Consider the following 22,542-nt stretch of genomic DNA (forward strand, 5'->3'; position numbering starts at 1 on the left):
CAGGAGCGGCTTAAAACATATAAGATGAAAGGCAGCATGAGCCGCAAAGGGAATTGCTATGATAACGCTTGTATAGAGTCATTCCACAGCGTGTTGAAGAAAGAGCTCGTATATTTAGCGAAGTTCAAGACCCGCAAAGAAGCTAGAGAACGGATTTTTGAGTATATTACATGCTTCTACAATGGAAAGCGAATCCATTCCTCCATTGGGTATTTTACACCCAATCAGTACGAACGTATGTACCGCCTTGCTGCGTAATTCTCTCGATTCTATGTGTCCAATCTATTGACAGAAGTCCATAATAAACCATACTTTATAAATCGAGAAAAAAAATAGCTTACAAAAGAAGAACCTCCCCAACTTCTATTTTAGGGTATGCAGCCACCCCGAAGAACAGCAGTTTATGTTTCGGGGGTGAAGACTTTCCCGAAGTCGTGATCCAAACCAATGAAGATCTTTCCTATCCTTTACCCTACTTGCCCTCTCCTACCCTTCTGATTAATACTTATATAAAGTAAGTTCTCCAGTATCAGGAAGGGGAAAACACTCCATCTGTCGAATTTTGTATCAAGAAATTCGTCTGGTGGGGTATTTTTATTTATTAAATAGGTTGTGAAGTAAGTCAACCCGCCAACCGAATGGGGTATTGATGGTTCTCTTAGAGCTAGATCAATTCTATAACACATGAAGTTAAAGAAGGTGTGAGCCTTAAATGAGTTATACGCTAGAGGAAGAAATTCTAAGGTTAATTGATTCTAAGCGTGAAGATGATTACTGGGACTTTAAGCAGCAGCATCATACCAATAAAGCTGACTTACTACTCGACATCATTTGTATGGCAAACAACAGGGTTGACAGGGATGCCTACATCATCTTCGGTATCGCTGACAAGACCTTCGAGGTGATCGGGGTTGAGAATGACGAGAATCGTAAGAATCAGCAGATGGTTATCGACTTCTTAAAAAGCAAGAGTTTTGTTTCCGGCATCCGACCAAGGATTGAGATTCGGACACTAATGCTGGCTGATCATGAGATTGATGTTCTGATCGTCAAGAACAGTACTGACACACCTTATTTCTTGACTGACCGATATTCTGATGGTAACAGAACAGTTCGCTCCAACCATATCTATACCCGTGTCGGTGACACAAATACCGATATTGATAAAAGCGCGGACATCAATAACATCGAGTACCTATGGAAGAAGCGCTTTTTACTTACGAGATCTCCCTTCGAGCAGATCATGAAACGTCTTGAAAACAAGGACGAATGGAAAACTGATGAGTATGTTTACTACAACGTCTATAATCCCGAGTTTACCATCACACTTGAGGATGACGATGAAGGATTCGAATTGAGACCCGAGTTCTATGCATATGCAATGACTAATTCGTCAACGATGTACCAAATGTTGAGTATCAAATATTTCGGGACGCAGCTATACGGAAGGCAGATAGTAATTCTGGATGGAGGTCGGTATTCCACACCAACTCCCGAATGGGAGTTCCTCTATTTTGGAGAATACAGGACACAAGCTGATTATGCTCTCAAGTGTTTTACAAAGGACAGTCCTGCTTACAAGTTGAATGAGTTTCTCTACAACGAGGACAACCATGAACAGGGGTATGCCCGAAGGCGTTTCTTCGAGGTCGTTCTGTTGTTTGAGGATTCGCTTGAGAAGGATGCGTTTCTTGAATACGTCCATCACTACAAAGACGATTTTCTTAAAAGATTAGATGCCCTAGATGGCGAGTGGTCATGGATTGAGTCCAACACCCAACGTCAGCAGGAGCAAGTCGTGATCCGGCTGAAAACGGGGAAAGTATTGAAGCAGATGCTTGAAGAGTTCCGACAATTGAATTGGTGATGATGTTATTTGGTTTGCCACAATCTCCAACTCACACCACTTTACTCATAATCTCCAATTACTTATAGGAGTTTCACATCTCTTGTAAAATGGTCTTAATTAGAACGTATGGGAGTTGTTAACCATGAGCCGACAGTATAACCGAGAACTCGAATTGAAAGAGCGATTCAACCGATTCATCGCTGACAAAATAACCGGTACCGCCGAAGATTATTATTCAAGGCTGTCAGTTGAAGATTTTGAGGACATCAAGACTACCTTGAAGGACATCCACAATATTATTACATACAAGACCACGATCCGTTTCATCGAATGGGTCAGTGACCGCTTCCCATACGTTAAGGAGAATTACCAGGTATATTTGGATCAGGTTCTTGGAACGAGACCGAATGATAATGGTTTCGACCTCATCGTAACCGGAGAGGTAAACATTATCGCTGAAATCAAGTGTAACAAGCCGATCAACAATGGTTACAAATTTGGTCCACAACAGAAAAACGGTCTCATTAAAGATATTCGAGGTCTACTTGAAGGTAAGTCTAAGGTTAAGTCGATTGATCCCGCGGTAGCATTCAAATTTTTGGTGATCTATGATTTTGGCGACCATACTTTACTCGCCGCGCAACACTTAATAAAGAATCTTTCAACTGATATTAAGGACAAAGTAAAAATTCATGAAGATAACATTGAGTTGACGCTGGATAGTGTATACATCGTATTTATCAAATAAGAAATGTGAGGTTGGGGTTCTACATGACAAAAGCCGAACTGCTTAAGCGACTCCAAAATGAAGGCATTCCAGAAGAAAGTTATAGCCTTGAAGGTGGGCTACCTAATGAGCGACTATGCTTAGAGTGGAAAAACAACCGTTGGTATGTCTATTACAGTGAACGAGGAATCAAAACCAATACAAAGGATTTTCTGATTGAAGAAATAGCTTGCCAATATTTCTATAACGAGATTGTCAGAATGGTAGTGTAGCGTCTCAAACGAAAGGGGCAAATCTGATGACATTGTTCCATAAGCCAATACAGCAAGTAACCCTAACTGATCTAGAAGCACTGATGGGTGATTTCCCGGTCAAGGAAGGACAGCAGATAGATTTTAAACGTGAAATGATCCGCCCCGAATCATTATGTGAGGCGGTAACCTCTTTCGCCAACTCTCAAGGCGGCGATTTACTGATCGGTATCGATGAGAAAGAAGGCTCCCCTATCGCTATCGTCGGAGTATCTTGTGAAGATACGGATAAAGAGAAATTGCGACTTCTGAACATTTTTCATAATAATATTGAACCCAAGCTAACTAATATTGAAATTGAGTTTATTGCTATAGAGGGGTTCAACTATGTGATTCTGATCAGGACGAGAAGGAGTTGGCTTCGTCCACATCGGGTTAAGCATAACTCGAAATTTTATGCTCGACAATCAAATGGGAAATACGAGTTAGATGTTCAGCAGCTAAGACAGATGTTTTTAGGAGCCAGTGAATTTGCAGATAAATATGCTAAGTTTCATGAGGAACGAGTCGCTCATCACATTGAGAGATTCGGGACAAAGCCCTTTGTTTTACTACAGTTTGTTCCTGTTTCGGCATTTGAAAATCCAAATGTGGTTGATTTGACAGGAATATTTAATTATTTAAGGACAGTTCCTATTTCGACTTCAAATGATAATAGGCGTATAAATTTTACTGGAGTATACTCCGAGTCTAACGATAAGTCGAGTAAGTTCCAATTATTCAGAAATGGTATTATTGAGCATGTCACTACAAGGATTATCCGCGACAATGTCATTTCGGGTAGCAGCTTATATGAAAATCTGAGAGACTCGTTTTCACGTACATTGCAAAATTACAGGTCATTGGAGATAAAAGAACCTATTTATGCAATGCTTTCTTTTTACGGGTCTAAGGGGTTGACAGCAAGTGATATCGATTCATTCTACGCTGATCATGACGTAGTCCCATATGAAGAAGATAAGATGATCTTCCCTGAAGTTTATATTGAAGACATTGAAACTGTGAATATACCGGAAACCATAAGACCAATTATGAACGTACTTTGGAATGCATATGGGTTTTCAAAGTACTCTCATGAACTTAAATAATCAGTCCAACCTTGTCATCAAGGATTTGACGATTGATCGGTTATTAGAGGAGCAGAAGCGCGAGTTGAAGGTCAGAAAAAGCCAGTTAAACTTCAGAATCGATCTGCGCCGCATCGTGTTGATTTTATAAAATGGGGGTATTCAATGGCGAGTATCAACGAACTTATTGATGCAATAACTCAGGTGCTGCTAGAGGAAAAAGCTTACGACATTCCGACTGTCTGCACTAAATACGGTTTGGAAAGTGGAGATGAATCTGAGGCGTTTAGCAGCAGAAGGGTTTACGTTCAAAAAAGACTTAAAGGCAAGGATCAATTGTTCCTCTTGGACTTAGCCAAGCGGATTATAGACGACTACGGCACAAAAGCGAATTCATTGTCAAAGTTAGTCCTTCGACTTAGTCCAACAGGTTTTTATACAATCAGCGAAATAACAAGGCGAAATATCATGGATGAACTCCATGCCAGAAACAATATCCCAGGTAAGTATGATTTGGTCGACTTCTTAAATAGGGTATGGGATTTGGATAGCATGCCTTCAACTGATTCCCGCTTTAAGACAGCTTCAGGTGATATATGGCAACATATGATCAACAACTCTGACTGGGATGAGGTCTATTTATACGAGAAATACTTGGAACTGATGATTGCGCCCGATGAAGTATTCATAAAATTCTTAGAACAGGTCGTACATCCATTGGTTCGACAACAGGAAGATCAGGACGAGTATATTGAATTCATCAATAAGCATTTAGTGAATGATGGATATAAGTTTACTTTGGCGGAAAATATTTCAGGTTTTCCAGTATACCGTATCGATAAAGTGCTCGATGGGGTAAAAGGTAATGTAAAAAATCTGATATTCGCCGCGGTTGGTCAGAAACCTGAAATTGTTATAAGCGACTCGATCAATAACGACATTAGAATTGTAAAGCATGAAGAAAACTGCTTAGTCTATGACCACACTATTCCAAATACAGGTCTTTATTGGGCTGATCTTGTAGTGTGGTGGGCAGATAGAAATGGAATACCTGAGCCCAATAGAGAAACTGAAAAGCAACTGTATTGGCGTTTGTATCAAACGTTAGCATCTCAGCCGGAAAAGTTATTATTCAAAAGTTATTTTAAATACTTCAAGGAGTTGTTCGACAAGAACTTCCCTGCGTTAGTACCTCAAGTTTATTTACATTATGATCCCTACACTATAAGGCAGCGCGCAGGAAAAGCTTACTTATCAAGGCAACGTATGGACTTCCTCTTGTTGTTTTCAAACAAACAGAGAATAGTTCTTGAAGTTGATGGAAAGCAACATTACTCTGATGACGATGTATCTAGCCCCAAAAAATATGCTGAAATGGTTCAAGCAGATAGGGAATTAAAACTTAATGGGTATGAGGTTTATCGATTCGGCGGTTATGAATTGATGAACGAGGAAATAGGGGCTATTGTCATTAAAGAATTCTTTGAAGGACTTTTCAAAAAGCATGGGGTTAAGCCTTCATAACATGAACAGCTCTCAACGATACCGAGTGTTATGCTATTCAAACTGTCTATAAAAACCACAAACCTGAGCCATTTGGCTCTTTTTCTTTTGTGTAATTCGACCATTTGCTCCAGTCTTCCGAGTCGTTAAAATGACTTGTGAATTTCCCCCAACTACGCTATCATCAACGAAATTGTTCGCGGGGAGGTTCGTTCAATGACTCAAATTCCTTTACCTAATTGGATGATTACGTCAATTGATCAACGATTCAATGAGCTTGCGAAAATTGCTTCACTGTTGGATGAGGTAAAATCCATGCGTCAGAGTCAAGCCGAGATTGAGGTTAGATTAAAGCAGGAATTAGCTCCACAGTTCTATCAACTCGTCTTAGACTGGGAAGATGCAATGAACTATCGCAGTACTATCGAAAGGGAATGGCTGTATATCGCGGGGTTCAAGGACGGTTTGCGGTTCTTCAAGCAGCTTCATGATTTTATGTCGGCTAATGCTGATAAAGCGACAGAACCGAAGTAATGACGCCAGTATGTATGCCCTAAGTTCGATTAAATACCGGATACCGATTTGACTTCACCCAACAAAAAAGTTTATACTTTGTATATACTTTTTGTTGGGGGCGGTTCCATGTTTCAGGTTCAAAAATGGGGTAACAGCTTGGGCATTCGCATCCCGAAGTCCCTTGCCTTGAAGGTTGGTATTGAGGAAGGCACCGAAGTCGATCTAGACGTTGAAGATGGTCACCTTGTAATTAAGCCGAAGTCGGCAACACTGGATGAACTCCTTGCCCATGTCACACCGGATAATCTCCATAAAGAGGTATCTACTGGTGAGCCACAAGGACGAGAGACATGGTGAGCAATTTGTATGTGCCGGATCGCGGCGACTTAGTATGGTTGCAATACAACTCACAATCAGGTCATGAGCAAGCTGGGAAGCGTCCTGCATTGGTCATTTCACCTGCCGCGTATAACGGTAAGGTAGGGCTTTCTCTACTCTGTCCGGTAACATCCAAGATCAAGGGTTACCCATTTGAGGTCATCATTCCGCAGGATTTGCCCATCGAGGGGGTAATTCTCTCCGATCAGGTGAAAAGTCTTGACTGGCAATCCCGACAGGCAACCTTCATCTGCAAAATACCTGATGAGACTCTAGCAGAGGTTGTTTCAAAAATGGAGTTATTGATTCGCTAACAGTTTTGCCTTCCAACGGATTATTTGGAAGGCATTTTGGCATAAGCTTAATTCATGGAGGGATCTTGAATGGACATCATCAATCTTCAGCTAGACCAAAGCTATCTGGATAGAGCCAAGGCGGAATTATGCCTACCGAACTTTCCTTCGACGGAAATCATCGGAAAAATATATGATGCTATGGGTGGAACGGTTGAGCATTCTCAGAAAATGGAGTCTATGATAACATGGATCAAACTTCTCGAAAAGAAGTATCAAGAGACCGTAACAAGTATCGTTTATGGACTAGCCCATCACTATAAGCAGCAAGATGAAGGCTTCCATTCTCCAAGCGACCCGTTTTATCATCCACAGGTTTCTTATTTTACCGAGAATGCTGTCTCTCGTTCTTTTTCGTTAGCCGAGAAGCTCGCACAATTGATTAATGTGTGGAAGGAATTGGGGATGCCTGAGAGCGGTTCACCACGTATTGCGGTATCATTTAAAAAGGTTCGTGAAAGATCGGTTATCGATCTATCGGCATTTGGTGACAGTCTTGACACCCTTAGCCCAGAGCGGCATTCACATACTCACGGTCTGAATCCTGAAATGTCTCGCCCTAAGGTTTCATCAGTAGGTGTGGGAAAAATAAGCAGCGATGAGCGTCCGGTCGAAGTAATAATGCACTCTTTTGACGAGTCAAAATTACCTGTAACACCGTATCAACAGTTGCTTCGTTGCAAGAATGTAATGGGCAGCTTCACTACCACAGTCTCAACAGTTTTTGATGATATTGAAGAAAGTCTCGAACCATAAAATCAATTCGGTAGCAACCCTCATCTTGTGGTTCCAGACCTGATCCAATATAATTTAATTAATCGAACATTTGTTCTTATATTGGGGGTATAAATAATGGGACACAAACTTGAAGGAAATGGACGTTGGGAATCTTCACGTCTCATCCTGCCGGAGCATCGAGAGCAGATCGTTCGCTCCATTCATGAACGTAATCGCCACGAGAAGCCAATCCTTACGGAAGAAGAAATTCAATCCATCGCGGCAGCAGATGCTCAATCTTATCGAAATGTAACGGAGGTAACGTTTGAGGTATTTGATCCATTTGAAAATACGGAGATTCGGGGTATCGTAACGAAGGTCGATCAGCAGTTACGCCGGTTCCGAGTCGGAGAGTTTGAATGGGTAAAGTTCAGTGAAGTCTTGAAAGCCACAACTATAGATCACGATTGAGTTTCGCCTTCCGGGGTTCACTTAGGGCGGCATACTTGCGGGAGGTTATCGAATCCAACAATTAGTGGTTGCAGATCGATTTTTATTGTTTCCGTATCTTGATGCTGAGGGTTTTGATCATGACGCCTTTAATACTTTGGTATTGATCACGAAGATTGATCGGGCATACGAACTATACATAAGAAGGATGGTGTCGAGATGGCATCATCTTTTTTTTGCATAAATGTTCGGGGCAAAATTATGGGTATATCGATAACGTCGAAATAAATTCAGGCAGGACAAAAGGACTCTGTTGTAGAATATTGTAAAATGCCTGTGTATAGTGGGCGTGAATAGCAACGAGGGGGTAAATCTTTTGTCCTACCAGTCTGAGGCGCAACTTGAGAAAAATTTGATTGAGCAACTTGTTCGTCAAGGATATGAGCAAGTTACGATAAATGATTATGATTCGATACTTGAAAACTTTAGACAACAGTTAAATAGGTTCAACGAGAAGAAATTAAACGGTCAGCCACTTACTGATGCGGAGTTTAGCCGGTTCTTAACCCAGATTGACGGAAAAAGTATTTTCGACTCCGCTAAGATCCTCAGGGATAAACAGGTGTTCCAACGTGATGATGGAACAGAGGTTTATTTGGAACTGATGAATACTCGTGACTGGTGTAAAAACAACTTTCAGGTAACCAACCAGACTACCGTCGAAGGAAAATATAAAAACCGCTATGATGTAACCTTGTTTATTAACGGACTTCCGGTAATACAAATTGAGCTAAAGCGCCGCGGCTTGGATTTCAAAGAGGCGTTTAATCAGATACAGCGGTATCGAAAGCACTCATTCCGAGGACTTTACCGTTACCTGCAGATGTTCATCGTAAGTAATGGGGTAGATACGAAGTACTTTGCCAACTCCGATGGCGACATATTGTTCTCTCACACATTTTTCTGGTCGGATGCGGAAAATAATCGGATCGCAAATTTAAGTGAGTTCGTATCAAGTTTTTTAGAAAAATGCCACATGTCGAAAATGATCGCAAGATATATGGTACTTAACGAGACTGAGAAGCAGCTAATGGTTATGCGTCCATACCAGGTCTTTGCGGTAGAGGCACTTGTTAAACGTGCCTTGGAGACCAAGAACAACGGTTACATCTGGCATACTACAGGTAGCGGTAAGACATTGACTTCCTTTAAGTCGAGCCAGATTTTAGCCAACGAACCGCACATTAAAAAGGTATTTTTCCTTGTTGACCGTAAGGATTTGGACAGTCAAACGTTGGCGGAGTTTAATAAGTTTGAACCTGACTCGGTTGACATGACTGATGATACGAGTAAGTTGGTAACACAAATTTCGGACCTAACAAAGCCGTTAATCGTTACAACAATTCAAAAGATGGCGAATGCCATAAAAAACCCACGTTATGAAGCAATAATGAAGCCGTATCAGCAAGAAAGGGTCGTCTTTATCATCGACGAGTGTCACCGTAGCCAGTTTGGTAAAATGAAGAAGCTCGTTGATAACCATTTTAAACAGGCACAGTATTTTGGATTTACAGGCACACCACTCTTTGAGGTAAACAAGAGCCAGGATGGTCGAGTAACTGCTGATATCTTTGAAAAATGCCTTCATACGTATCTAATTAAAGATGCTATCAATGATGGCAATGTCTTGGGATTCTCGGTTGACTATGTTAAGACAGTCGATGTTAAGGTCGATGAGAACGATAAAACCAAAGTAAAAGGTATTTTGACTGATGAGGTATGGATGCATGATGAGCGTATTCAAATGATTGCAGAGAACATCCTAACTCATCATGAACGTAAGTCTCGCAGTAAAGGCTACACCGGCTTATTTACTGTAGACAGTATCCCAATGTTGATTAAGTACTACGACACCTTCAAGTCGATGTCCCACAATTTGAAGGTGGCTGGTATCTTCACCTATGGTCAGAATGAGGATAGTGAAGGTGATGGTCAGGACGAGCATTCTAGAGACAGCCTTGAACGTATTATTAAGGATTACAATGGGATGTTCGGCACGAACTTTTCTACCGATAAGTATCAAGGTTATTTCGCAGACGTCTCCAAGCGGGTAAAGACAGCGCAGATCGATGTCTTACTTGTAGTAAACATTTTCTTAACAGGGTTCGACAGCAAGACCTTGAATATACTCTATATGGATCGCTTCCTGAAATATCATAATTTGGTTCAGGCTTTCTCGAGAACAAACCGTACTGAGAAGGCAACCAAGCCATACGGTAACGTCGTATGTTTCCGCAATTTGAAGGAAGATACCGATGAGGCGATTCGCTTGTTCTCGAAGACGGACAATGTAGACGATGTTTTGATGAAGAGCTACGACGATTATCTTCAAATGTTTAAAGCCGCACTTGCTAAAGTGAAAGCTCTAGCTTCGACACCTGCTTCGGTCGATAATTTAGAACGTGAAGAAGAAAAGCAGGAGTTTGTTGTTAGCTTTAGGGATCTCACGAAGTACTTGACACGACTAGAGACTTTCACCGAGTTCGAGTTTGATCCTGAGCGCTTGGGTATCGAAGAACAAACGTATCAGGATTATAAGAGTAAGTACCTCCGTATCTACGAAGAAGTGAAGCGTGGTGGGGGTAAAGAATCAATTTTGGCAAACGTCGACTTCTTGATCGAGTTGATGCATACAGACCGGATTAATGTAAGCTACATTATGAATCTAATCAAGAACATTGATTTCGATAACGAGGAGCAACGTAAGAAGTCCGTTAAGGATATCGAGAACGAGATCGATCGATCAGACAGCGAGGAACTTAGACTCAAGGCAAAACTGCTCAAAGACTTCTTGCAGAAAGTCGTACCCACACTTACTAATGCTGATTCGGTGGATGAAACCTACAATGCGTTCGAACTTGAAGAGCGTACAAAAGAAATTGAAGCATTTGCTGGTGAAGTCGGATTAGCCTCCGAAGATATTCAAGGATTTGTCCAAGAATTTGAGTACGGTGGCTTCGTTAATCAGCAGGAAATAAGTGACGCTGTAAAGCTACCGTTCCTTCAGAAGAGAACGATGATTCAACGCATCATTGAGTTCATCACAGAACACACAAAACGATATTCATAATGCTATTTTGATAAATAGCAGAAAGGGGCTTGCCTTTTCTGCTATTTTTTATTATTATGGAGACATCAATAAAATGCTATTTCGTCAAATAGCAGTTAGGGGAGGGTTGGGTTGAATTTAGAACAATGTGCGTTGGTCACGCAAGGAGCGTTTCTCTCGCGCGTACAGTCAGTGCCAGTAACTGAAGAAGAAAAGCTTGGGCTTCATAAGTGTCCTTTGTATTCTATGAAGGAAATGAATGAGTGGTTAAGTCCAGACCCAAACGTCTTATCGGATAATGCCCAAGAGGTGTATGTATCTTATGATCGTGTGGATTCATTACCTATTGCAAGAGAAGGATGGGTCTTAATCAGTCTCACTGGTCAACGTGCGGTCGCTTTAAAGCAGGAGCATGTAGGTAAACTTATTCCCTCAAATTTTGCAATTATTGAGCCTACAAGGGTATTATCTCCTGACTACTTGGAGTGGTTTATTAATGAGCATCCTGATTGCCGAAAGCAACTTAAACTCGCTACGCAAGGCTCTAGCGTCGCAGCATTATCGATTCAAATGCTTAGAACATTAGAGATTATTTTGCCACCTATGACAGACCAGATAAAGGTTGGTAGAGTCCATAGGTTGTTACACCGGAAAAATCGCTTGCTACAAGAGAAAATCGTGCTTGAGCAGCAGTATGCTAGACAAATCATAATGGGGTATATCAAGGAGGAGCATAAATGACTACAACTGAATTACAGCGTCAGCAGCAAGCTGATTTGCATAAGAAGCTTTGGGATATGGCGAACGATCTTCGGGGTCAAATGGAAGCTTATGAGTTCAAGAACTACATACTGGGCTTGATTTTCTACAGGTTCTTGTCTGAAAAGACTGAAGCACGGGTAAATAAACTGCTTGAGGAAGATAAAATCAGCTACAAAGATGCTTGGAAGAACGATGACTACCGCAATGCCCTGAAAGATGAGCTCATTCAGCAGATTGGTTATGTAATTGAGCCAGAGTATCTTTTCTCAAACATGATTGAAGAAATCGCTAAAGGCGAACAAGGTAAATTCGATATCGAAATGCTTCAACAAGCAGTAAATGCCGTTACTGAATCAACACTCGGAGCAGCGAGTCAGGATGACTTTCAACATCTCTTCGATGATATGGACTTGGCATCTTCCAAATTAGGTCGTGATGTAAAATCCCGATCCAAGCTTATTGCAAAAGTCATGGCGAATATTAGCGAGATTCCTTTCTTGCACGATGACGTTGAGATAGATGTCTTAGGCGATGCTTATGAATATCTGATTGGTCAGTTTGCCGCAACAGCGGGTAAGAAAGCTGGCGAGTTTTACACACCACAACAGGTGTCCAAGATCTTAGCGAAGATTGTAACAGTCGGCAAAAAGGATTTGAAAAACGTTTATGACCCAACCTGTGGCTCCGCATCATTGTCTTTACGGGTAGGTAAGGAAGCTAATGTTAGAAAGTACTACGGTCAAGAAAAGACATCTACAACTTATAACTTGGCTCGAATGAACATGCTCTTGCATGATGTCTCCTACCAGAATTTCGATATTCAAAATGCTGATACTTTGGAAGAGCCACGTCACCTAGATCTTCGTTTTGAAGCGATTGTCGCAAATCCTCCATACTCTGCAAAGTGGTCTGCAGATGAAAAGTTTTTGAATGATGAACGGTATAGCGCATATGGCAGACTCGCACCTTCGTCTAAAGCGGATTTTGCCTTTATTCAACATATGATCCATCAACTTGACGATAATGGCACAATGGCAGTGGTTCTGCCGCACGGAGTACTGTTCAGAGGGGCGGCAGAAGGGATTATTCGTAAGTACTTGATAGAGGAAAAGAACTACTTAGATGCTGTAATCGGTCTACCGGCAAATATCTTTTTTGGCACATCGATTCCAACTTGCATTTTGGTTTTCAAAAAGTGCCGAAAAGATGATGAAAACATCCTGTTCATAGATGCATCTAATGACTTTGAGAAGGGAAAGAACCAGAACCGTTTGCGTGATGAAGATGTTGAGAGAATTGTTGAAACATATATGAGTCGTCCGACTATCGAGAAGTATTCTTACGCAGCAAAGCTTGAAGAGGTTAAGGAACACGATTATAACCTTAACATCCCACGGTATGTTGATACCTTTGAGGAAGAGAAAACAATTGATACTCATGCTGTAAAAGCAAGGCTTAATGCTATTGACAAAGAGATAGAAGATATAGACAAAGAGCTTGAGAAATACCTCAATGAACTGGGGGTGTAAGACAATTGGAACCTTTATTGCGCTTTCCTGAATTCCATGACAAGTGGGATCGAAAAACATTGGATCAACTGCTTCAGTTTAAGAATGGAATTAATGCTTCAAAAGAACAGTATGGACATGGAAGGAAGTTTATTAACGTTTTAGATATCCTTAATAACGACTATATAAAGTACGAACTAATCAAGGACTCGGTAAGTGTCAGTTTTTCGCAAGAAGAAGCTTATAGAGTAGAATATGGTGACTTGTTGTTCTTAAGGAGTTCAGAAACAAGAGATGATGTTGGAAAGTGCAACGTTTACCTTGATGAAGATACCCCTGCCTTATTTGGCGGGTTTGTGATTAGGGGCAAGAAGGCTGCGGAGTACGATCCATACTTCTTAAAGCTACTCTTAAATGCTTCTAGTGCACGTAATCAGATATCAAGTAAATCCGGCGGTAGTACACGTTATAACGTTAGTCAAGATATCTTAGAGTCTGTTATAGTTTCTTTGCCGACTATCAGCGAGCAGGTGAAGGTATCTAGATTCTTCACATTACTTGATAAAAAAATAAGGAAACAACATGAGAAGATCGAGCAACTAGAACTATTTCAAAAGGGATTATTGCAGAAAATCTTTTCGCAAGAGATCCGTTTCAAAGATGAGAATGGATTGGATTATCCCGAATGGAGTATAGGCACTTTAGGGGAGCTAGGATCATTTATTAAGAGCTACAGCTTCTCGCGTAGTATGGAAGGGGAAGGTGAATATCGACACATCCATTACGGTGATATTCACTCTAAATTTAGCGGAATAATTGATTCTCAAACGGAGCTTCCTTCAATATCTGTTGAAGCGGGTGAAACTTCATATACACTCCTCACTGATGGTGATGTTCTTTTCGCTGATGCTTCCGAAGACACATCTGATCTTGGTAAATGTGTCGTCCTGTTGGAAGTTAACCGAAGAAAGATCATAGGAGGTCTGCATACTCATTGCTTTAGAACCAATAATCATCTTGATCCCCTATTCCTACAATTCTTCACAAAAACGGACGAGTATAGGAGATTCATCAAAGTTAATGCAAATGGGGTTTCAGTCTACGGGCTATCAAAACCTGCTTTATCAAGTCTGGAAATCCCTTTACCTGACATTGAAGAACAGAAAAAGATATCCGGTTTCCTGTATAAGTTATCGAAAAAGATTGAGTTGCTCAAACAGAAAAAGATTGAGTTAGAAGCAATGAAGCGAGGCTTTATTAGTCAGATGTTTGTTTAATTGAACGAAGCAGGGGGAATCGAGTCCCCTTGCTTTTTATTCTTCACTACTCTTTTTAACCACCCAACAATGCCCCTTAACATCAACATAGAAATCCCACACCTTAGGATCATACTCCACGCCATTATTCCTCGCCCCAAGAAAGCTCACAGCCTCCGAAACCATTTCTTCGTAACCGAGCCGTAATTCCTCGTACTCCACCATCATCTGTTCAATCTGATTCTTTTTAAACTCCATTATATCAATCATTTTCCGTAATGACTCAGTTCTCTGCTTGGTCAAAACTCCGATGTATTTCCCGTGTTGTTCGACGAGCTCGTCATTTTGCTTAAAGTTATGCTTTACAAGTTCAAACTGGGCTTTTCGAGAGAGAAAATCGTAGATTTCCGCCATATACGCCATCTCCATATTGGGTTTTTATCTAATATACACAGGTTTCTCCTAAAATTCTACCAGTGTAGTTTAATCCATTCCTGAGGCATTTAACGGCTCTCTGGCTGGCGTTGTGCTACTTTGCGCCCGATGTATCTGATGCCCTTTTTATCGCCCTAAACGGTGTCAATTTCGTTAAAGGGGTTGCAAGATTGGCAAAAATACGCTAACGTCAACAACCAACGAATATGAGGTTTCATTTAACCTATAACCTTAATGGGGGCGTTATCAATGAACTGTCAAAAGTGTGAAGGAAATAACGATGTAATCGCTTTTCAAAAAGGAGCCGAGCGAATGGTGCTCTGTGCCGATTGCCGCCTTCAGCTGTTAGCTCCGCATTTTCAGGTTCCCGAAAGCCGGTGGAGCAATAGTGCATGCCTGGGCTATGCGATCTTGGGGGCGCAGCGTCTCGGTTATAGTCAGAATCAGATAAAGGAATTGGTCAGAGCCGTATACAGCGAATTCGATCTGACTAGTATTGCAGAGGCTACAGTAGTCTACGAGTTATCACCCTATTGAGGGGGTCAAATTTTATGAACCATGAGCAATGTGAGCATCCTAATCAGCGGTATCATCAACATTCCTTGACCTGTTCGGACTGCAAGCAGCCGGGGCTGGACCAGTCCTTGAGTGAAAATGATTATCCGGCTTTATTCACCGAAGTGTATCTTAATTCGGACACTGGTTTCAGCGTCATCAAGATTAACAACCACATTGATAAAGTAACATTTTATCGAGGCTTCGATGGTAACACCGAATGCCTTGGGACGTTTCACGATCTGCAGGAAGCTATCGCCATACAGTGGTAACAGAAGGCGCCGCGGCTAAAGTTCGGCGCTTTTTTTTTATTGGAGAAGTCTTCTTACTGCAGGAGAATCAGTTTTATAAAATCATCGACAATTTTAGAACGACAAGGATATTTTTATAAAAACCGAAGGAGGAATTAAAAATAGCACCTATTCTGTGCAGCATGACTGTATTATCGGTCAGCCAAACGGAATGGGTGATTTTTTTTTCGTAAAATTGAAGTAGACGGTTACCGATATTATATTTAGATGAGGTTGGTGAAATAATTCAACGAGGTGGTAGCATGAGTAGAGAAAATCAGAAGCAGTATGGAAAATCCGATACTAAGAAAAGGGTCGAGCACCTAGGTAAGCAAATTATTAAGGAAAATATGAGTCCTGAGGAACGTGAGCATCTCGGTAGTAAGTGGAATACTCTACACTTCAAAGAGCTTTATGGTCTAAGCTCAATCCAAACAACTAGGAATGAAGGCGGCACTGATATGAAGCCAGTGGCTGTCCTTTTGGAGACTGATATTGATATTGATGATGTTCCAGTTATCGATGTTACGATAGACAAAGATACAGGTATTAACCTTGAAACAGATATTGGGTCGAGACAAGTAAAGGCAGGAGAAGAGTTCTGCCTTTCTTATTATGAATTCATGTTTTTAGTGATTCGTGATGAGTATGCGGGATTCGTGAGTTACGGAGGTTATAAAGCGGTATGTCTCTCTGTAAAGACTGCTGTTAAATTTGATAAGCGCGAAGGCAAAAAGTCGTATGAGTTCTTGGAAATAGATGAGGATTTGAACTTCGAATTACTTGAGGTTGAAAACAGCCCAGGGAAGTTTAAGCTCCCAATACCAACGATTACTTTCGTTCAAGGTAAGGACGAAGATGGCAATGGCTTTAGTTTCGGTGCAATTCGTGATTACCTAGAGGCTATTGACGAGAAGACTGAGGATGGTTGGAAGATAAAATTGAAGTACATGGATAGCGAAGATATTAGTCGCTTTCAGGCTTTAATCGACAAACACGCTAACTGAACTAAGAAGAGCCGGCGTTATTCGGCTCTTTTCGCATATTTATCGTATATTGGAGTTTTGCCTTTCATGGTGAAGTACTCATTCAGGAACTTTTCTTTATTGTATTTTATACCTCGATCTTCGAAGACGGCATAAATCGTATCCAGTGTATTTAGTTTTTCTGAAATCAGACCACCGCTGCTGTAATCCCTAAATAATTGCATTGTGGAGTCTCCTTCAACTGGTTTGAAGATAAAGGTGTCCTCTAGGTGTGTGCATGTGCCAACCCCGATTGCATCTAAAGAATAGGTTTCCACATTGCTAGAAGTGCGTTCAAAGTCATCCAGAGTAAACCACTCCTTAAGCTCTTCAATCTTTTCGACAAGTTGTTCCATCCTTGTTCTTTGCGTGAGCTTAGTCTCGACATTACTGTAGTACCTCAAAGTGATAAATTTCTCGTCACAACTTTCAATCACAGCGGGGTAACAGGATTTTAAGCTTCCAATAGTGCTTCTCTTTTTGCTAGTAGAGTTTTCTTTCTTTTTGACTTTGAAAATTCTAGAGTACAGTAGAACTACATCCCCTATAGCTAATTCGTTCTTCAACAGATAAGCGTACTTCTCCTTTGATGAATATTCCCTATTCATTAACCCTTTTCTCCGAAATTCTCTCACAATGGTTGCCCAAGGCAGTTGAACTACACCCTGACTTTGATATTTGATCTCGAGAATAGATTCAGGCAGGATGCCGTTTTTCTGTAAATCGATAAGGTCTGTATACTCACCATCTTTCTGATCGTGATCATCTTGGTCGATGATCAGTTTGCGATTCGGTTCAAGGTCGATGAAGTTTTTCACCAAAACAAAAGCCATTAGACTTACATAGGCAGCCGAACGGCTTTTACCACGAAAATCCCTGTTAGCTTTTACATCGGAGTTGTAGTTGAAATAAACATAACGCTCTTTAAAATTTATATCTGCTTTCAAGACATTTTGGGTTTTAAGTAAGAAGTCACCATAGTTAAACTTTGCTAATTGAATATCGTCGTAAGGTAGGTCATTTACAAACTTAGACTGGGCGACAAAACTAAAATGACTGGTCTTTTTGAGTTCGTCGTCAACATTAACACCCGCGACTGACAAGTCTTCTTGTAACAGCGATTTCGTGTATTTCCCTAATTCACAAGCTAAAAGTAACTCCGATCCAGTCTTAAATACCTCAATGCTGACCCCTTTCGGTAGCAGTTCATTTATATGTATGGACATAACGTATTCCCCTTGTGACAGAGCTTGTTGTAGGTAGCTCATTGCAATATTAATATGGCTCCATTATAGCAAAACTTTCTCAGTTTTTCGCTCATGGGGTTCTTCTCTAGAGGTGTCGAGAAAACCGACACCTCTATCTCGTGTTGTTATCACTTACTTAAAACAGCACGACTATGATCAGGTTTTTATTCCCTCATTTCAAGACATGAGGAATATTGGGTGATATGAATATTTGTTTGAGGGAGTTGGAGTTTTCGTCATGGAGTTGAGATATAAGTAGTCAAGAGGTTCCCGCCCTCAAGGCATGGAGGTCAAACTCCAAATCCATTGTAGGCGGAGTGACTGCTATGACAGCTGCAATACAAAAAATGGCAAAAAGTGACGAATACGATTTGGTTATAGAAGATGACTGTATAGTGGGGTTCAAACGGTATAACAAAGAGTTTGGGATGTGGGTCGAACTAAGGTTCTCGGAAATGGATAGTGATTCGAGAGAAATGTTGCTTATAACTCTGGTTGACGAGTATGCGAAGCAGACACTTTTGTAGACGCAGTTGACCATTTATATCAGCACTTAGCATTACGAAGAAAGAGTTTGAAAACACTTCATTGACATGGTAATACAACAAGGATCGTTGTAGTTTCGACTAATTATACTCTCGAAGGGATGGCACTTAAAATGGTTGTAGCAAATAGAACTGATAATTTCACTACGAATACTGATACAAAAGTAAAGAAAGTTGGAACGCTCTATCGGGTATCAACAAAGAAGCAAGTTCATTTCTCAGAGAATGGCGGCGATATCCCAACTCAGAGAAAGGCTTGTCATGACTTTATTAGAAGCATGCCAGGTTGGGTGTTGGTGGAAGAATGTGAATACTACGAGAAAGGTGTTTCGGGGTTTAAGACTCGTGCAGAGAATCGAGACGTAATTCAACAGGCAAAAGAAGATGCTCTCCAAGGTAAATTCGATGTCTTACTGGTGTTTATGTTTGACCGACTTGGTCGTATCGATAGCGAGACCCCGTTTGTCTTAGAGTGGTTTGTTCAGCAAGGAATTGAAATGTGGTCTGTTAAGGAAGGTCAGCAAAAAATTGAAGGTCAAATGGATAAGTTGATGAACTACCTCCGATTCTGGACTGCGAATACAGAAAGTGTTAATACTACACATCGAGTAAAGAACAGTCACGATCAGATGGTTAAAGAAGGAGTCTATCGAGGAGGAACTGTTCCTTATGGATATAAGATTGTGGAGTCTGGTGAGATTAGTAATCGAGGTAGGTTGTTACATAAAGTAGTGATCGATCCTAATGCAGCGGAGATTGTAAAAATGATGTATGATCTTGTGGATCAAGAGGGGTATGGTCAGTATCGAATTTCTAAGCTACTTAATGAGAAAGGATTAAAAACTAATCGAGGTAAGCCTTGGTCTTCGCCATCAGTAAGTGTCATCCTTCGTAACCCGTTATATAAAGGGTTAATGGCGATTAATCGTGGTTCAAGTGCAGAAGTTTATTCTGAGAAACCGAATCCTGAATTGATCATTATTGATGAAGAGAAATGGAATCGAGTACAAGCCATTCGAGAAGGTCGGAACCCTGAAAACAGAAAAAAGGAAAACAAGGTAACGGTCTTGATGAGTACCAAGAGTACATTGTTGCTTATCGGAATGAGTCGTTGCGGTTGTTGTGGTAATGTCCTATCCCCTACGTGGAATAAAAAAGATCACAAATTAAAGGATGGAACGATACAGAGTTATAGATACCCAAAGTATCGTTGCTCTGGTAAAGGCGCTCAGAAAGCAATCACATGCACAGGACAAACGACTTATGCTCAGAAAAAACTTGAAGGTATCGTACTAGCTGAAGTATATCGCTATCTTGATCATCTGGAATGTGTAGATATTGATGAACAGCTTAAGAAGCTAAAAAGTGAAAAGGTCAGCGACGAAGAAATAGTACTAAAAAACTTAAAGAAGCAACTGGCAAAGTCTACTCAAGAACTTACTGCTTTGGATGATGAATTGATGAAGGTCGTAATGGGCAAAAGTCCTTTTTCTAGAGAGAAAATTAGCACAATAATGAGTGACAAGGAAAGCGAAGTAAATGATTTAAAGTCCAAGGTTGATGAACTTGAACAAGAACTGAATTCACGAAATGTGAAGCGTACGGAACTTGAAGTACTTCAAAAACGGATACCAATCTGGCGTGACGTGTTTAGACGTTCATCCATAGCTAAACAAAAGATGATGCTAAATACCCTTGTCGACCAAGTTGATGTATTTCGAAATAAGGTGGTTATTAAGTACAACTTGCGGATCGGGAGCTTTATCGCTGCAATGGGAATCGACACGAAGGAGCGGCTAGGTAATAAGAAATTGATGGCACAAAATGTGATCACTAATAAAGGTTAGTATGTTAAACTAAAGCTCCTGTTTATTCATGCAGGAGCTTTAGTCTTGCGGTTTTAGGGGTTGAAGTTCTGCTTTTTGGGTGCTAAACTGATAACTACGGTAGAGCGCATCGCTGGCAGCGATGAGGTCAGGGGTTCGATCCCCCTAGGCTCCATATAACGAATAAAAGCACCCTTCGGGGTGCTTTTTCGTTATGGAGCTTAGGGCAGGAGAGAACCCCTGACGAAGGGGGGCAGACCGCGCGGAGGGAGCGAAGCGAGTGAGCACGGCATGGAAATCTACCGCTAAGATCGTCATCTTCGAATAAGCTTCGTCAGCAAGTTAAATCAGGATATCCATATCCCCCTAGGCTCCATATAACGAATAAAAGCACCCTTCGGGGTGCTTTTTCGTTATGGAGCTTAGGGCAGGAGAGAACCCCTGACGAAGGGGGGCAGACCGCGCGGAGGGAGCGAAGCGAGTGAGCACGGCATGGAAATCTACCGCTAAGATCGTCATCATCGAGTAAGCTTCGTCAGCAAGTTAAATCAGGATATCCATATCCCCCTAGGCTCCATATAACGAATAAAAGCACCCTTCGGGGTGCTTTTTCGTTATGGAGCTTAGGGCAGGAGAGAACCCCTGACGAAGGGGGGCAGACCGCGCGGAGGGAGCGAAGCGAGTGAGCACGGCATGGAAATCTACCGCTAAGATCGTCATCGTCGAGTAAGCTTCGTCAGCAAGTCGGATCAGGATATCCATATCCCCCTAGGCTCCATAAAAAAAGTGTCACTACGATACCGTTGTGGCGTTTTTTTATGTGTATTGGGGAGCGAACCCCTGAGAAGGGGGGCGTCCCGCGCGGACGGAACGAATGGGATGACATCAATGAAAAACTACAAGTGTAGGAGCACGGCGTCTGAATCTACCGCTGGGAACTGCATCAGCGAGTTAGCTTCGTCAGCGGGTTAAATCGAGATTCATACATCACCCCAAAGCTCCACTAAACACACGCCAAGTTATGGCGTGTTTTTTACGTTTGCTAGAGCCCAATAGGGGGCAGGCCGCGCGCACGAAGCGTCAGACTACAATTCAGGATTTTTGTCGACTAAGGAAACAAAAAATATTACAATTATATTGTTTCCTAATTCAACAATAAGTGAGGAGTGAACTTTACTATGAAGTTCGAGGAGAAGGAGAACCGCTTATAATGATTTCAGGCGGTAGTGGAGATGCGGGCTTCTTTTCGAATGGGGCAGATATTCTTGCCGATGAATACCAGGTCATAACGTATGACCGTCGCGGCAATTCGCGCAGCACCAGAAACGATCCTCAAAATTTTGAGGTCAGTCAGCAGGCCCGAGATGTAGTTGCGGTTATGCAGGCAGCTGGTCACCAGTCGGCTTATGTGTTTGGAAATAGCGGCGGCGCCATTTTTGCAATGGAAATGGCGCCGAGACATCCTCAAGCTGTCAAAGCGATGGTTATTCATGAGCCGCCTGTTGTACAGGTTCTTTCTGATAGTAAAAAATGGCTAAGCTTTTTTGCTAGCGTTTATCGGACGTCATTTAAATTTGGCGTCCAAGTGGCCAGCTTCAAGTTTAATTTGTCCCTTTCAATCCCGTTCAGTGCTTTTAAAAGCGTTCCGAAAGATTTTCAAAGCCGTGTAACGGAAGCGAATAATGAAAGCTTCTTAATCAGTCACGAAATGATTCCCAGTATGAATTATCAGCCCGAAATCGAGAGGATTAAGCAAAATGGAGTGAAGATTATTGCGGCGGCAGGCAAAATGACTCTGGATAAGGGGAAATACTATGGACGAACAGCTCCAATTTTGGCAGAGAAGCTCGGCTGCGAAATGGTAATATTCCCGGGTCACCATCTATCCTTTTTTGATATGCCACAGGGATGGGTAGTTGTCTTGCGGGATGTCCTTCATAGAGTATCGAGATAGCAGGCATCAACATCAAAAAACAGGGGCTCTAGCTTGATATACTGTTTTGCCGACATTCTTCGTGATAATTACACTGCCCATAAATCCCTATGACATAAATCATGACGTGACTGAGTAAATCGGTCACGTCATTTCTATTTCCCCCAATCTCCACCAAGA

At 41.5% G+C, this 22,542-nt stretch carries 22 protein-coding genes and 1 tRNA gene; 21 read left to right on the plus strand and 2 right to left on the minus strand.

Going from position 1 to position 22,542, the window contains the following annotated elements:
- From E1757_RS22130 to E1757_RS22200, 15 genes are all read left to right on the plus strand, one after another.
- On the plus strand, positions 1–258 hold a 258-nt coding region (locus E1757_RS22130; protein WP_165972235.1), incomplete at its 5' end, for an IS3 family transposase.
- Positions 259–712: 454 nt separating this feature from the next.
- A complete protein-coding gene (locus E1757_RS22135) occupies positions 713–1,867 on the plus strand; it encodes an AlbA family DNA-binding domain-containing protein (protein ID WP_133232193.1) in 1,155 nt (384 codons plus the stop codon).
- Between the two features lie 124 nt (positions 1,868–1,991).
- Positions 1,992–2,597, plus strand: a complete 606-nt coding sequence (locus E1757_RS22140) for a hypothetical protein (RefSeq protein WP_133232195.1) — start codon at positions 1,992–1,994, stop codon at positions 2,595–2,597.
- Between the two features lie 23 nt (positions 2,598–2,620).
- Entirely contained in the window at positions 2,621–2,848 is a 228-nt protein-coding gene (locus E1757_RS22145; protein ID WP_133232197.1) for a hypothetical protein, read from the plus strand.
- A gap of 26 nt (positions 2,849–2,874) precedes the next feature.
- Positions 2,875–3,975 carry an AlbA family DNA-binding domain-containing protein gene (locus E1757_RS22150; protein ID WP_133232199.1) on the plus strand — a complete coding sequence of 367 codons (1,101 nt, stop codon included), beginning with the start codon at positions 2,875–2,877 and terminating at the stop codon, positions 3,973–3,975.
- Positions 3,976–4,119: 144 nt separating this feature from the next.
- Complete coding sequence (locus E1757_RS22155; protein ID WP_133232201.1) at positions 4,120–5,478, plus strand: AbiJ-related protein; 1,359 nt, start codon at positions 4,120–4,122, stop codon at positions 5,476–5,478.
- Between the two features lie 195 nt (positions 5,479–5,673).
- Entirely contained in the window at positions 5,674–5,991 is a 318-nt protein-coding gene (locus tag E1757_RS22160; RefSeq protein ID WP_133232203.1) for a hypothetical protein, read from the plus strand.
- Between the two features lie 108 nt (positions 5,992–6,099).
- Positions 6,100–6,330 (plus strand): AbrB/MazE/SpoVT family DNA-binding domain-containing protein, encoded by a 231-nt coding sequence (locus E1757_RS22165; RefSeq protein ID WP_133232205.1) that lies wholly within the window; start codon positions 6,100–6,102, stop codon positions 6,328–6,330.
- Entirely contained in the window at positions 6,324–6,665 is a 342-nt protein-coding gene (gene mazF / locus E1757_RS22170; RefSeq protein WP_133232207.1) for an endoribonuclease MazF, read from the plus strand. The genes E1757_RS22165 and mazF overlap by 7 nt, the downstream gene beginning before the upstream one ends.
- Positions 6,666–6,734: 69 nt before the next feature.
- A complete protein-coding gene (locus tag E1757_RS22175; RefSeq protein WP_133232209.1) occupies positions 6,735–7,460 on the plus strand; it encodes a Cthe_2314 family HEPN domain-containing protein in 726 nt (241 codons plus the stop codon).
- Positions 7,461–7,556: 96 nt separating this feature from the next.
- A complete protein-coding gene (locus E1757_RS22180) occupies positions 7,557–7,892 on the plus strand; it encodes a YolD-like family protein (protein ID WP_133232211.1) in 336 nt (111 codons plus the stop codon).
- A 355-nt stretch (positions 7,893–8,247) separates the two neighbouring features.
- Entirely contained in the window at positions 8,248–11,001 is a 2,754-nt protein-coding gene (locus E1757_RS22185) for a type I restriction endonuclease subunit R (RefSeq protein WP_133232213.1), read from the plus strand.
- 111 nt (positions 11,002–11,112) lie between these two features.
- On the plus strand, positions 11,113–11,721 hold the full coding sequence (locus tag E1757_RS22190) for a restriction endonuclease subunit S domain-containing protein (RefSeq protein WP_133232215.1): 609 nt from the start codon (positions 11,113–11,115) through the stop codon (positions 11,719–11,721).
- Positions 11,718–13,271: a type I restriction-modification system subunit M gene (locus E1757_RS22195; RefSeq protein WP_133232217.1), complete on the plus strand. Its 1,554-nt coding sequence runs from the start codon at positions 11,718–11,720 to the stop codon at positions 13,269–13,271. The genes E1757_RS22190 and E1757_RS22195 overlap by 4 nt, the downstream gene beginning before the upstream one ends.
- 5 nt (positions 13,272–13,276) lie before the next feature.
- On the plus strand, positions 13,277–14,527 hold the full coding sequence (locus tag E1757_RS22200) for a restriction endonuclease subunit S (protein WP_133232219.1): 1,251 nt from the start codon (positions 13,277–13,279) through the stop codon (positions 14,525–14,527).
- A gap of 36 nt (positions 14,528–14,563) precedes the next feature.
- Here E1757_RS22200 and E1757_RS22205 read toward each other — a convergent pair whose 3' ends face one another.
- Positions 14,564–14,920, minus strand: a complete 357-nt coding sequence (locus E1757_RS22205; protein ID WP_133232221.1) for a hypothetical protein — start codon at positions 14,918–14,920, stop codon at positions 14,564–14,566.
- Positions 14,921–15,190: 270 nt separating this feature from the next.
- Between E1757_RS22205 and E1757_RS22210 the strand changes: the two genes are divergently transcribed.
- The 3 genes from E1757_RS22210 (at position 15,191) to E1757_RS22220 (ending at position 16,793) form a co-directional block, all read left to right on the plus strand.
- The gene (locus E1757_RS22210) at positions 15,191–15,478 is read left to right on the plus strand and encodes a hypothetical protein (RefSeq protein WP_246079394.1); all 288 of its coding nucleotides are present in this window, start codon (positions 15,191–15,193) and stop codon (positions 15,476–15,478) included.
- Between the two features lie 14 nt (positions 15,479–15,492).
- Positions 15,493–15,768, plus strand: coding sequence for a hypothetical protein (locus E1757_RS22215; RefSeq protein WP_133232223.1), 276 nt, complete (start codon positions 15,493–15,495; stop codon positions 15,766–15,768).
- A 281-nt stretch (positions 15,769–16,049) separates the two neighbouring features.
- Entirely contained in the window at positions 16,050–16,793 is a 744-nt protein-coding gene (locus tag E1757_RS22220; protein ID WP_133232225.1) for a hypothetical protein, read from the plus strand.
- 17 nt (positions 16,794–16,810) lie between these two features.
- On the opposite strand, the gene E1757_RS22225 is transcribed toward E1757_RS22220, so the two are convergent.
- Entirely contained in the window at positions 16,811–18,037 is a 1,227-nt protein-coding gene (locus tag E1757_RS22225) for a hypothetical protein (RefSeq protein ID WP_133232227.1), read from the minus strand.
- 679 nt (positions 18,038–18,716) lie between these two features.
- On the opposite strand from E1757_RS22225, the gene E1757_RS22230 reads away from it, so the two are divergent.
- The 3 genes from E1757_RS22230 (at position 18,717) to E1757_RS22235 (ending at position 22,383) form a co-directional block, all read left to right on the plus strand.
- Positions 18,717–20,450 carry a recombinase family protein gene (locus tag E1757_RS22230; protein WP_165972236.1) on the plus strand — a complete coding sequence of 578 codons (1,734 nt, stop codon included), beginning with the start codon at positions 18,717–18,719 and terminating at the stop codon, positions 20,448–20,450.
- Between the two features lie 33 nt (positions 20,451–20,483).
- A tRNA-Ala gene (locus tag E1757_RS35925) sits at positions 20,484–20,604 on the plus strand.
- Positions 20,605–21,639: 1,035 nt separating this feature from the next.
- Complete coding sequence (locus E1757_RS22235) at positions 21,640–22,383, plus strand: alpha/beta fold hydrolase (RefSeq protein WP_133232231.1); 744 nt, start codon at positions 21,640–21,642, stop codon at positions 22,381–22,383.
- The last annotated feature ends 159 nt before the right edge of the window (positions 22,384–22,542 follow it).

The sequence above is a fragment of the Paenibacillus piri genome (genome assembly GCF_004354045.1).
GTDB classification, from domain to species: Bacteria; Bacillota; Bacilli; order Paenibacillales; family NBRC-103111; genus Paenibacillus_S; species Paenibacillus_S piri.

Coding starts and splice junctions, on each gene's coding strand:
- E1757_RS22135 (WP_133232193.1), top strand. CDS start 713: ATGAGTTATACGCTAGAGGAAGAAATTCTAAGGTTAATTGATTCTAAG.
- E1757_RS22140 (WP_133232195.1), top strand. CDS start 1,992: ATGAGCCGACAGTATAACCGAGAACTCGAATTGAAAGAGCGATTCAAC.
- E1757_RS22145 (WP_133232197.1), top strand. CDS start 2,621: ATGACAAAAGCCGAACTGCTTAAGCGACTCCAAAATGAAGGCATTCCA.
- E1757_RS22150 (WP_133232199.1), top strand. CDS start 2,875: ATGACATTGTTCCATAAGCCAATACAGCAAGTAACCCTAACTGATCTA.
- E1757_RS22155 (WP_133232201.1), top strand. CDS start 4,120: ATGGCGAGTATCAACGAACTTATTGATGCAATAACTCAGGTGCTGCTA.
- E1757_RS22160 (WP_133232203.1), top strand. CDS start 5,674: ATGACTCAAATTCCTTTACCTAATTGGATGATTACGTCAATTGATCAA.
- E1757_RS22165 (WP_133232205.1), top strand. CDS start 6,100: ATGTTTCAGGTTCAAAAATGGGGTAACAGCTTGGGCATTCGCATCCCG.
- mazF (WP_133232207.1), top strand. CDS start 6,324: ATGGTGAGCAATTTGTATGTGCCGGATCGCGGCGACTTAGTATGGTTG.
- E1757_RS22175 (WP_133232209.1), top strand. CDS start 6,735: ATGGACATCATCAATCTTCAGCTAGACCAAAGCTATCTGGATAGAGCC.
- E1757_RS22180 (WP_133232211.1), top strand. CDS start 7,557: ATGGGACACAAACTTGAAGGAAATGGACGTTGGGAATCTTCACGTCTC.
- E1757_RS22195 (WP_133232217.1), top strand. CDS start 11,718: ATGACTACAACTGAATTACAGCGTCAGCAGCAAGCTGATTTGCATAAG.
- E1757_RS22205 (WP_133232221.1), bottom strand. CDS start 14,920: ATGGCGGAAATCTACGATTTTCTCTCTCGAAAAGCCCAGTTTGAACTT.
- E1757_RS22210 (WP_246079394.1), top strand. CDS start 15,191: ATGAACTGTCAAAAGTGTGAAGGAAATAACGATGTAATCGCTTTTCAA.
- E1757_RS22215 (WP_133232223.1), top strand. CDS start 15,493: ATGAACCATGAGCAATGTGAGCATCCTAATCAGCGGTATCATCAACAT.
- E1757_RS22220 (WP_133232225.1), top strand. CDS start 16,050: ATGAGTAGAGAAAATCAGAAGCAGTATGGAAAATCCGATACTAAGAAA.
- E1757_RS22225 (WP_133232227.1), bottom strand. CDS start 18,037: ATGTCCATACATATAAATGAACTGCTACCGAAAGGGGTCAGCATTGAG.
- E1757_RS22230 (WP_165972236.1), top strand. CDS start 18,717: ATGGTTGTAGCAAATAGAACTGATAATTTCACTACGAATACTGATACA.
- E1757_RS22235 (WP_133232231.1), top strand. CDS start 21,640: ATGATTTCAGGCGGTAGTGGAGATGCGGGCTTCTTTTCGAATGGGGCA.